10 protein-coding genes and 1 pseudogene are annotated in these 10324 nt (G+C 44.2%); 8 read left to right on the top strand and 3 right to left on the bottom strand.

Annotated elements, in window-relative coordinates:
* Positions 1-212 (top strand): annotated as a pseudogene (locus QL919_RS04645) (IS982 family transposase); the annotation flags it as partial.
* A gap of 110 nt (positions 213-322) precedes the next feature.
* Here QL919_RS04645 and QL919_RS04640 read toward each other — a convergent pair.
* Positions 323-1972 carry a hypothetical protein gene (locus tag QL919_RS04640; RefSeq protein ID WP_290188410.1) on the bottom strand — a complete coding sequence of 550 codons (1650 nt, stop codon included), beginning with the start codon at positions 1970-1972 and terminating at the stop codon, positions 323-325.
* Positions 1973-2377: 405 nt separating this feature from the next.
* On the opposite strand from QL919_RS04640, the gene QL919_RS04635 reads away from it, so the two are divergent.
* From QL919_RS04635 to QL919_RS04605, 7 genes are all read left to right on the top strand, one after another.
* Entirely contained in the window at positions 2378-2986 is a 609-nt protein-coding gene (locus QL919_RS04635) for a rhomboid family intramembrane serine protease (protein WP_290188409.1), read from the top strand.
* Between the two features lie 129 nt (positions 2987-3115).
* Positions 3116-4066, top strand: a complete 951-nt coding sequence (locus tag QL919_RS04630; RefSeq protein WP_290188408.1) for a metallophosphoesterase — start codon at positions 3116-3118, stop codon at positions 4064-4066.
* Positions 4063-4206, top strand: a complete 144-nt coding sequence (locus tag QL919_RS04625; protein WP_290188407.1) for a hypothetical protein — start codon at positions 4063-4065, stop codon at positions 4204-4206. The genes QL919_RS04630 and QL919_RS04625 overlap by 4 nt, the downstream gene beginning before the upstream one ends.
* Entirely contained in the window at positions 4203-4760 is a 558-nt protein-coding gene (gene purE, locus QL919_RS04620; RefSeq protein WP_290188406.1) for a 5-(carboxyamino)imidazole ribonucleotide mutase, read from the top strand. Before QL919_RS04625 ends, purE begins: the two co-directional genes overlap by 4 nt.
* 171 nt (positions 4761-4931) lie before the next feature.
* Positions 4932-6323 carry a 5-(carboxyamino)imidazole ribonucleotide synthase gene (locus QL919_RS04615; protein WP_290188405.1) on the top strand — a complete coding sequence of 464 codons (1392 nt, stop codon included), beginning with the start codon at positions 4932-4934 and terminating at the stop codon, positions 6321-6323.
* Positions 6323-6772 (top strand): DUF188 domain-containing protein, encoded by a 450-nt coding sequence (locus QL919_RS04610; protein WP_201575800.1) that lies wholly within the window; start codon positions 6323-6325, stop codon positions 6770-6772. Before QL919_RS04615 ends, QL919_RS04610 begins: the two co-directional genes overlap by 1 nt.
* A gap of 267 nt (positions 6773-7039) precedes the next feature.
* The gene (locus QL919_RS04605) at positions 7040-7678 is read left to right on the top strand and encodes an NAD(P)H-binding protein (protein ID WP_290188404.1); all 639 of its coding nucleotides are present in this window, start codon (positions 7040-7042) and stop codon (positions 7676-7678) included.
* Positions 7679-7962: 284 nt separating this feature from the next.
* Here QL919_RS04605 and epmA read toward each other — a convergent pair whose 3' ends face one another.
* The gene (gene epmA / locus QL919_RS04600) at positions 7963-8997 is read right to left on the bottom strand and encodes an EF-P lysine aminoacylase EpmA (RefSeq protein WP_290188403.1); all 1035 of its coding nucleotides are present in this window, start codon (positions 8995-8997) and stop codon (positions 7963-7965) included.
* 59 nt (positions 8998-9056) lie between these two features.
* Positions 9057-10250, bottom strand: coding sequence for a 4-phosphoerythronate dehydrogenase (locus QL919_RS04595; RefSeq protein WP_290188402.1), 1194 nt, complete (start codon positions 10248-10250; stop codon positions 9057-9059).
* Between the last annotated feature and the right edge of the window lie 74 nt (positions 10251-10324).

Here is a 10324-nt window from a genome sequence, read left to right as displayed (position 1 = left end):
TGGTAAGGCGGCTAATGAAAGCCCGCCGTATCGTTGAAACAGTCATTGGTCAGCTATCAGAACGATTTAATATACAAAAGGTACGAGCAAGAGATTTATGGCATTTGTCTCATCGATTGATTCGTAAGATTCTTTCACACAATCTGTGCTTTGTACTCAACAAAAAACTTGGTAACCCGCCTCTTCAGTTTGATTTGCTTATTTCAAGTTGAGAGTGGGGTAGTATAAGTAAGTTTATACCCCTATCTCTTTCGTAATCTGTTTAGCGATTGGCAACTTTTAGTCACCAAATCTAACATTTGATTTTCAGTGAGTAGAATAATCACTGTCTCACTTGTGCAGGCTCAGCAACGATGACGCTACTTGCCATGTCATCTACTTCAGATAACGAAATAGGGCCAGGTGGCGCGCTCTGTCGATTATTAGGTTGCGAATTATTGCTAAGTGAATTACTTGGAATATTAGTAGCATTGTTGTTAAAACGGTTGGTAGAGTCATTGTTATTGGGAGTAGGCACAACACTATCGCCAGTATCATCATCTGATGGCTGATACTCTCCAGCAGCACCATTATTGTAGTCGCTGCCATATTGATTATTTGCAGCTGTGCCATCGCCTTCAAACTGATTAGCGCTCCCGTTCATCGCTGACATGTCATTCGTATCATTGCCATTGTTAGGAAGTGGCATTGGTGCTGTAGTGTCGATGACCATGGCTGGTGCCAAGTTACGAATATCATTGAGCAATCGTTGCAGCATCATAGCGTCTGGTGCCTCTAACGTGATGCGATCATTTTGCAGCTGCAAGCGTGCGAAGGGTGTAGACCTGAGCATGGTCAGCACATTGGGTAACACCTCTACCGGTAGATTGGCAATATTATTGGCGACACCCGACTGTATGGTGAGCTGGCAAATGCTCGCTTGTTCGCCAAAGCTGCTATTAAGCGATTGCTGCAATACGCTTTGTAGTGCTTCATCACCAACTGTGGCGCTACAAGTATACAGACTGCCGCTATTATCTACCCCAACGATTAGCTCCACAGGCGTCATTGTCTGTAATGGTGGCTCAGGGTCAGCTATCACAGCAACAGGTGTGGTAGCGACAGGCTCTACTGGCACATTGATGTTAGGCTTGATAAATAACGCCCACGCAGCCAGTCCAAGCCCTGCCAGTACCGCCAACAATAAAAACACTCGTACCAGTAAGTCGTTGCGTTGATTGCGAGTACGTACTTTTGCTTGTTTTAGGCTGTTGTTTTCTGCCAAATGATGCGCCGCAGGATTGGCATGAATAGCGTCAGCACCTACATCAGTATCAGTGCCTAAATTATTAGTGCTTACATCAGTATCAGCGTTCGAGAGTATGTCAGTATTCTCTAAGCTTGCCGATGTTGCAGCTACTGTACTTGTCGCTATATTGGCATTATGCAAGCTGTCCGATGGATGGTTATTCATCGACATACTATTATTAGCCGTTGTAGCATATAAGCCTTCTGCACCATTAACACTTGGACTGCCAGTAGCAGTAGCCTGAATAACAGGCGCTGACCATGTCGGTAAATATTGACGCAGTGTCGGCTGCACGCCCTGCAAAAATGCTGGCAAAAACTGTCCATTGGCCAAGGTTTTTAGCTCACGATAAGCCAGCGGTGCTGCATTATTAACCAGCTGCGCCGTCGTAACCTCATCGATATGGTGGGTGGCTGACAGCTCTTGGATAATCACTTGCTGCATGGCGTAGTCTTGCCACAACTGCTCAAACAATGGGCGTTCTACCATCACCTCTGCAGCCGCTACTTGATCGGTACGCAACAACTGTGAGTAAACCTCAGGCAACGCCAAACGGGCCGCTAAAATGGCATAGAACTGCTCAAGTAGACTGACATAAGCCACGTTGCCATTGTTAGCCTCATTAGCAAGGTCACCTAATACGGCGGGCGTTACGGTTTGCTCTAATTGGTCGATAATACTCATAAGTTACTGCCTCTTTAGGCTTTCATTTTATTGGACTCGTAATATCAGTCTTGCCATTCAAGTCTACAAAGAATTTTATGGATTGTCTGCGTGTCTGATTTATTGATGATAAATCATTTTTCTCATCATGACTGACGCCATACTAAACCGTTAAAATATGACACTTTATCCATCGTGCTTCATACATTGCTACATTATTCACTGAAAATCATAGAAATGCATCGTTTTGTCACACAATAAGTTTTCGCATTATCATAACTGCTGTTAGTATTACTTTATTATTATCCGCTAACGCTTAATAATTCATTATTGGTCATATTTATTTTTTTAGCCGTAACGCTTAGGCTTTGAACGTTGTCATTTATGGCAGTATTATAATATCAGGCGCGGCCTAAGGATTTTCCCTTGTTAAACCACACGACACTTATCATTATTGTTACGGTTATTGTCAGTCTGTTGGCATGGCAAAACAAGAGCCTTTTTAATCGGCTTATTTTTTATCCACCTGCGGTAAATAATGGCCAGTGGGATCGTTTTGTGACGCATGGTTTTATCCATGCTGATAGTATGCACCTGTTGTTCAACATGTTTACTTTATACTTCTTCGGTCGTGCTATCGAAGGGTTATATCAACCGTTTTTATTCGGTTATGGTTTTGTGGTGTTTTATGTGCTTGCCATTATCATCGCAATGGTTCCAAGCTATCTTAAAAACAAAAGTAATGCCAGCTACTTAAGTCTTGGTGCATCAGGGGGCGTTTCTGCTGTGCTATTTGCCTTTATCTTGCTGGCCCCATGGGAAAAAATCTACCTATTTGCTATTATCCCTATTCCTGCGATTCTATTTGCTGTCGCTTATGTCGCTTATAGTATTTATGCAGACAAGCGTGGTGGCTCGAACATCAATCACATGGCACATATGTGGGGCGGTGCGTTTGGGGTTATCGCTACTATTATTTTAGAACCACAAGTACTGCCTCACTTTATTAATGCGCTATTATCACCTGGCTTTTAGTACGAGTTTTTAATTTAAGTTATTAGCTATAATAGTGGGTTGAATGTTTGTCTTCTCGATAGCGTCGCTTTATGTCTTGCGCATATTATTATTGATACGCACCTCTACTTTAAGATTTGATAGTTCATTATGATTATAGATATTATCGGTGATATTCACGGCTATGCAGATAAGCTGGTCGGTTTGCTACAGCAATTGGGCTATGTTCATAACGGTCAGTATTTTGAGCCACCAGTAGGTCATCGGGCACTGTTTATCGGCGATTTGATTGATCGCGGCACGCAGCAAGTCAAGACACTTGAAATTGTGTTTGCGATGTTAGATGCCGACGTCGCTGATGCTGTGATGGGCAACCACGAATACAATGCGCTCGCTTTTGCCACTCCTGACCCTGAGAACCCAAAGGAATACTTACGCTCGCACAATGAGATACATACACGCCAGCATGAGGCTTTTTTGGCAGAAGTGCCATTTGGCTCAGCACAACACCAATATTGGCTGCAGCGTTTTTATGAGATTCCATTATGGATTGAGACAGACTATGCTTGCTTTGTGCATGCCTGTTGGGATGTGGATAGTATGGCGGTGCTAAAGCTGATGCTCACCTCTGATAACTGCTTGACCCCTCACGCTCTTGAAGCCACCTCAAAGAAATCTACCACAGCCTTTGATGCATTAGAGCGCGTATTGAAAGGGGTAGAAACACCATTGCCAAATGGTTTAGTCATGATTGATAAAGAAGGTACCAAGCGCTCACGTGTGCGGGTACGCTGGTGGCTCGATGGGCTACAGTCTCGCACACTACATGAGATTGCACGTGCGCCCTCCTCAGCCATGGCGCAAATCCCAAAAGACGCACTGGCTGAGAATATCGATTTTGCTATTAAAACCAATAAACCTGTGTTCGTTGGTCACTATTGGCTAGTCGGAACACCCGAACCGCTCAGCTCACAAGTGGTCTGTACGGACTATTCGGCAGCCGTAGATAGTGGCTATCTCACTTGTTATCAGCTCGATACGACCCAGCCATTGCCACTAAAAGCTGATAACTTTGTGCAATATCATCATGATAAAGTGTGAGAAAAACCCAAGCATTAGCCAATAAAACCGCCACTATTATGCGTATCAACAACCCCACTTCGCTATTAAACATCAATCTTGGCTTTACGAATGTGGCAAAACTTTTGTATGATGGTCTTTTTGAGGATATCAAAGCATGAGCACAACATCGGCTACTGTTAACACTGTTGATCAAAACGGCCCTATCACTTCTCCTGCCGGTCAGCCAAAAGTTGGTATCATTATGGGCTCGCAGTCCGATTGGGCAACGATGAGCGCAGCGGCACAACTGCTCGCTGACTTTGATATCGCTTTTGATTGTGAAGTGGTCTCAGCACACCGTACGCCAGACAGACTTTTTGATTATGCAAAAACTGCTAAAGATAATGGCTTACAAGTGATTATCGCTGGTGCAGGCGGCGCCGCTCATTTACCTGGTATGTGTGCCAGTCAAACGCCACTTCCTGTGTTTGGTGTGCCAGTGAAGTCTTCTATGCTTAGCGGTTGGGACAGTTTGCTCTCTATCGTACAGATGCCTAAAGGCGTGGCCGTTGGTACGTTAGCGATTGGTACGGCAGGTGCTTATAATGCTGCCCTGCTTGCGATTCAGGTGCTAGCCTTGCATGATGAGACAATAGCTACTAAGCTAGACCGTCTGCGCCAAACGCAAACCGAGACCATTCTTGCCAGTCCAATACCTGGGATTATTAATTAATCAGAAAAGCCCAAAACCATAATAGCTTGAATACCCATCACTCAAATATAAACAATCATCATTCGATATTTTTTCAAGTTGGATTTTACTAAATACAAGGTGCATACGTTGCACCTTTTCCTATTTTAATACGCTTGTTTTAATCCATTTTTAACTCAAAGAGTCTCTATCATGACTACAGCCAATGCTTATCCTGTTACTCAAACTATTCGTACCATCGGTATCTTAGGCGGTGGTCAACTCGGTATGATGCTTGCCCAAGCGGCTCTACCGCTCGGTTATCAGTGCGTGTTTTTAGAAGACAATGCTGATTGTCCTGCCAGCCTATATGGAAAAGTGTTCCATAGTGAGCAATTAGAGGAATTCATTGCGACCGCCGATGTGTTTACCTTAGAGTTTGAAAACACCCCGACAGCGACTGTCGAACAGCTGGCCGAATTATCAAAATCGGGCAGCAAACAAGGCATGTTTCCACCACCGATTGCCCTTAATATTGCTCAAGATCGCTTAAAAGAAAAGCAGATGTTTAATGATTTAGATATCGCCACCGTACCCTTTAAAGAAGTCAGCTCTGAAGCTGAGTTACAACAGGCTTGTGAAGCGTTAGGTTTGCCTATTGTGCTTAAAACCAGTCGCGGTGGCTACGATGGCAAAGGACAATACGTCATCAAGCAAGACAGTGATATCAAAGCTGCTTGGCAAGACCTAAAAGACGCCGTCAGCGGCAAAGGCAGTCTAACACCAACCCCTGCACCACTTATTGCAGAGGGCTTTATTAACTTTAGCCGTGAATTGTCTATCATCGCTGCACGCGCTCAAGACGGCAGTGTACGCTGTTATGACTTGGTCGAAAATGACCATCATCATGGCATCTTAGCCAAGACCCAAGCCCCTGCTGTAGGTACCAGTCATCTCTTTAGCCAAGCAAAAGAGGCCATTACCACGGTCATGAACCATTTGGGTTATGTTGGGGTGATGGCACTTGAGCTATTCGTCACCAAAGACGCTCGCGGTCATGATTACCTGCTTGCCAATGAGATTGCTCCACGCGTGCACAACTCTGGTCACTGGAGTATTGAAGGGGCGATTATCAGTCAGTTTGAAAACCATATCCGCGCGGTCGTCAACTTGCCTTTGGGAGATACCGACAACGTCCATCCTGCGATTATGGTCAACGTACTGGGACAATATCCTGATATCAGTGACGTACTGGCTATCGATGGTGCGCATTATCATAGTTACCACAAGTCAGAGCGCGAAGATCGCAAAATCGCCCACATTACTTTGATGCCCAATGACGTGACCGACTTAGACACATCAATGGCTAAACTGGTCGCCGTGTTACCCAATAAGGTTGGCTTAGACAAAGAATATCCACCTATCGCAGCTACTCAAGAGCGTCAGGAGCAGACAACTGCGACTCCTACTCAAGATGTCAAAGAGCTTGATAGCGAAACCGATATAGCTGTCGAGAACGCTGACTTAGCAAATAAGGATAGCAAAGTGAGTCAAGTGAATCGTGCGGAAGAGGTTAAGGCAAAAATAGCAAAGGCTAAAAAATAATGCAGATTTGGGTAGATGCTGACTCGGTGCCATTAATCGCCAAAGATTTAATTATCAAAACTGCTGAGCGTACACAAACGGTGGCGATATTCGTCGCCAATCAGCCGATTAAATTGCGTAAATCACCCCTGCTCGTGATGACGGTGGTGCCTTCAGGGTTTGATAAAGCTGATGATTATATCGTCGAGCAAATACAGCCAGGCGACCTGGCCATCACCAGTGACATTCCTTTGGCCAATGATATTTTGGACAAAGGCGGCATGGTCTTGACCACGCGCGGGGTGGTCTACGACAAAAATAATATCAAGCAAAAGCTCAATATGCGCGACTTCATGGATACCATGCGCGGCACGGGCGTACTCGAATTACAAGAAATGAGCGGGCAAAAACCTTACGGCGATCGAGACAAAAAAGCCTTTGCTGACGGCTTAAATAAGTTGGTACGTTAAGTTCACACCTACTTTTAAGCTAACCTTTATCCAGCCTCAATCTGAAAGCTGTCCTTTCTCCGTCTTCTTTAATACGCTTTATTTTTTGCAAAACATACAATCTTGCAAAGCGTATACACTCTATAACCAAACACTATGTAAACGGCACGCTTCATAACGAAGCGTGCCGACTATTCTTGTTAATATATATTCAGCTTTTGGCACAAAGACTTTACACAAAGAAGATGTCAATAAAAAACAATAACGTATATAACAACAGGAATGATTATGAAAATTTTAGTAATTGGCGCCAGTGGTCGTGTGGGTACGGATTTGGTTAAGCAGTTATTAGCGGATAAGCATCAAGTGATCGGCACGACCCGTCAAGAAGAAAAGCTATTTAACGATGACAATTATAGTCAGTTAGATTTAGACATTACCGCTGAAAAAGATGCAATTCAAAAACAAATCGAGCCAGATATTGATGCTGTCTATTTTGTCGCAGGCTCTGGCGGTAAGGACGTTTTAGAAGTAGATTTACACGGTGCGGTTAAGACCATGCAAGCGACGCAAGATAAAGGTATTAAACGCTATATCATGTTAAGCACGGTGTTTTCATTAGACACTAGCAAATGGGACAACCCTGGTATTGCAGACTTAAAAGAATATTATATTTGCAAGCATTACGCCGATCAGTGGTTGGTCAATAACAGCGACCTTGACTACACTATCGTACAAGCAGGTGCGCTAAAAGAGCGCGAAGCGACGGGTAAAATTACTATTAATGATGACAATGCGGGTGAAAACTCGATTGAAGATGTGGCCACTACGTTAGTTGCTGTATTAGATGCGAGCAACACTACTAAGAAAGTGTTTAGTCTGCACAATGGCGAAACAGACATCACTGATGCTATCGCAAAACTATAATAAATATTCATAATGAACAATCTTTAGCTCTACGATAACTAAAGACAGAAAAAAAGCGAGTAAGCCGAAAGGTTTACTCGCTTTTTTATAAAGGACTATAAAGTAAGTAGTAACTATAGGCAGTGAAAAACAATATCAATATCAATACATCACTCGCTGATTATATCAATTTTTCTTGCTTGCTTGCTGTGCCTGCGCAGACAGAGGCTACAAAAAACTGATATCAGCAATACCGTAGCGTTTTTAGGATATTTTGACTATTCATTAAGTCTCTCAAAAAAAGACTAAGCCAAACCACTGGGAAAAGGAATCACTTCCTCTAGGCTTTTCGCGCCTGCTATAACTATAAGCAATCTATCGACACCAACCGCAATACCACTACAAGGCATCAAAGCATCAGACGCCGCCAATAGGTGCTCATCGATTGGCATTTGTGGCAAATGATGCTGCTTGCGCAATTGATTGTCCTGCTCAAAGCGCTCCCGTAACGCCTGTCCATCTGCTAGCTCATCATAAGCATTGGCAATCTCGATACCATTGATATAGAGCTCAAAGCGTTTGGCGACTGTATTGCCCTCTTTATCTACCGCTGTTTTTGCCAGTGCCGCCGTTGCAGGTGGATACTCGATAATCAACGTCGGCAAATCATGACCCAGATTCGGCTCTACTGCATGACTGAATAGCAAATCCAACCAGCTTTGGCGAATATTTTCTTCGCTCTCGTCTGTATCATTTGAGCCAGTATTGAAATCAAAGCCCGTTAAGCCTTTGTCTTCTGCGACTGCTTGTAGCGCTGCAAGGCTGGCCGTCAGCGGATGGATACCGACAAAGTCCATAAACGCATCGACATAGCGGTAATGACTCATCACCACTGGATGACCATAAAGCGCCTCTAGTAACTCGCCTAACTCAGTCGCCATATCATCTAAACTATAATTTGGCTGATACCATTCAAGCATGGTGAATTCAATATTATGGCGCACACCTATTTCGTTATCTCGAAATACTGGGCAAATCTGATAGATAGGTACCTGCCAGCTGGCGAGTAAACGCTTCATCGCAAACTCAGGTGAGGTATGCAGATAATACATACAGGGTTTATCTTGATAAGTGACTTGCGCGGCGACTGACTGCAAGAATGTATCGGTGTTACCTGCTTGCGACAGCAGTGGCGTTTGCACTTCAAGCACGTGACGACTGGCAAAAAACTGACGGATATTGCTCATGAATTGTGCGCGCTGTTGCGCCATTGCCAGTGTCATGGTTGGCGCATAGCTGCAATCTGCATCATGCCTAGGATGGTTATTTTTTTGACTCATGAATATTGACTACAACTTATTAACAATAGGTTTTATATTTAGCTACTATTCTTGGATTGCTAAAACTGCCATTCACGGCGCAGATGATAATCCCGACGCAGCTGATCAAAGTCAGCACCGCTCACCTGCCCGTTAGTAACTTTTGCGCGTAGCTGTTGGTCATCCTGCATAATGTCATAAAACTTCACTAGCCTATCAGGATGCTCCTTCAGCTCCGACCACAAAAACATATTCAATGGTAATAGTTGCTGCATAGACTGTGTCGGAGTAACGGCAAGCGCTTCACATAATGCATCATAGATCATTTGTGTGCCACGCAGCTTACCTTCTACCGTATAGCCTGCAATATGCGGTGTGGCGATAGTCAGCTTTGATAATAACTGCTCAGAGACTTGCGGCTCATGCTCAAACACATCGAGCACTACTTGGCGCTCGTTACTTTCAATATCAGCCTGTAATGCGGCTGCATCGATCACTGGACCTCGGGCACTATTAATTAATAAGGCTTCTGATGGCATGGCATCTAATACAGCTTTATTAATCAAATGCCGTGTTGGATAGTCGCTACCACTAAGGCTGGATTCACCCTTCTTATCAGTCAGCGGTACATGTAGGCTAATCACATCGCTTTGGCTAATGACTTGCTCAAAGCTGGCGTTATTGATGCTCGATGCAGGCAGTAATGGGTCATATCCCAATACCTGCCACCCAAGATTAGTAGCATACTGCGCTAGTGTACTACCGATATTACCCAGTCCGATGATACCCAAGGTTACCGGCGCCGTTGATTGCTGCCAGTACTGTGGACGCAAGGTCAAAATTGCCGTCAATACGTATTGCGCAACTGAATGCTTGCTACAGCCGGCGGCATTGGCAAAGACAATATTACGCTGCGCCAAATAGCTTTGATCGACATGATCGGTACCAATGGTCGCCGAACCAACAAACTTTACACTGTCATTATTTGCTAATAAATCCGCATTTACCTGCGTCACAGAGCGTATCAATAACACATCTGGCCGCGTCTCGGCAATTAACTGCGCACTAATGTCTCGCCCAGCGATTTTAATAATATTAACGGTTTGATAAATATCCTGACCCAGTGTTTGCGCGTTAAAAAATTCGTCAAGACTGGCAATATTGCTATCTGCGATGATGGTCAGACGATTCGCTGTCTGACCATTCTCATGAGAAGCAGAAGCGCTATCTGGCGCAAGTTCAGTCCGTACAGAAGAGTTGATAGCGTTGGGCATAATAAGCGCCTCGATTGATTAAGGGTAGTATGGAAGTTTGGTTGTTGTGATGGTCAGCTAGTATGACAGTCACG

It is taken from the genome of Psychrobacter sp. APC 3426 (genome assembly GCF_030408035.1).
In the GTDB taxonomy this organism is placed as follows: Bacteria; Pseudomonadota; Gammaproteobacteria; order Pseudomonadales; family Moraxellaceae; genus Psychrobacter.
Note: the sequence above shows the minus strand (reverse complement) of the source record. Positions and strands in the feature narration are given on the sequence as shown.

Excerpts from the sequence above, each read along its gene's own strand:
- QL919_RS04640 (WP_290188410.1), bottom strand. The coding sequence starts at position 1,972 with ATGAGTATTATCGACCAATTAGAGCAAACCGTAACGCCCGCCGTATTA.
- QL919_RS04630 (WP_290188408.1), top strand. The coding sequence starts at position 3,116 with ATGATTATAGATATTATCGGTGATATTCACGGCTATGCAGATAAGCTG.
- purE (WP_290188406.1), top strand. The coding sequence starts at position 4,203 with ATGAGCACAACATCGGCTACTGTTAACACTGTTGATCAAAACGGCCCT.
- QL919_RS04615 (WP_290188405.1), top strand. The coding sequence starts at position 4,932 with ATGACTACAGCCAATGCTTATCCTGTTACTCAAACTATTCGTACCATC.
- QL919_RS04610 (WP_201575800.1), top strand. The coding sequence starts at position 6,323 with ATGCAGATTTGGGTAGATGCTGACTCGGTGCCATTAATCGCCAAAGAT.
- QL919_RS04605 (WP_290188404.1), top strand. The coding sequence starts at position 7,040 with ATGAAAATTTTAGTAATTGGCGCCAGTGGTCGTGTGGGTACGGATTTG.
- epmA (WP_290188403.1), bottom strand. The coding sequence starts at position 8,997 with ATGAGTCAAAAAAATAACCATCCTAGGCATGATGCAGATTGCAGCTAT.
- QL919_RS04595 (WP_290188402.1), bottom strand. The coding sequence starts at position 10,250 with ATGCCCAACGCTATCAACTCTTCTGTACGGACTGAACTTGCGCCAGAT.